The 384-nt window shown below is 36.7% G+C and carries 1 protein-coding gene; it reads left to right on the top strand.

Annotated elements, in window-relative coordinates:
* A partial coding sequence (locus tag PVK62_RS17550; protein ID WP_274449513.1) for an integrase core domain-containing protein occupies positions 1 to 376 on the top strand: 376 nt, incomplete at its 5' end.
* Positions 377 to 384 lie beyond the last annotated feature (8 nt).

Raw genomic sequence — 384 nt, 5'->3', positions numbered from 1 at the left:
GGCGAAAGCTCTTTCAATAGCGTATGAGTTACGAGGAAAACCATCAAATGTTATGTTCCATAGCGATCAAGGCTGCCACTATACAAGCTTAAAGTTCAGGCAAAAATTATGGCAATATCAAATAACTCAAAGCATGAGTCGTCGTGGTAATTGCTGGGATAATAGTCCAATGGAAAGGTTCTTTAGAAGTTTAAAAAGTGAATGGATTCCTAAGAATGGTTATAAAAGTTTTGCTGAAGCAAAACATTCAATAACCAAGTATATAATTGGTTACTTCAGTAATATCAGGCCTCATCAGCATAATGATGGATTACCACCGAACCTTGCAGAGCAACAATATTGGTTAGAATATAAAACGGTGGCCAGTTTTACTTGACCACTACA

The sequence above is a fragment of the Aliivibrio sp. S3MY1 genome, from assembly GCF_028765575.1.
In the GTDB taxonomy this organism is placed as follows: Bacteria; Pseudomonadota; Gammaproteobacteria; order Enterobacterales; family Vibrionaceae; genus Aliivibrio.
The sequence above is the reverse complement of the archived record's forward strand: the minus strand, read 5'-3'. Positions and strand labels throughout refer to the sequence as shown.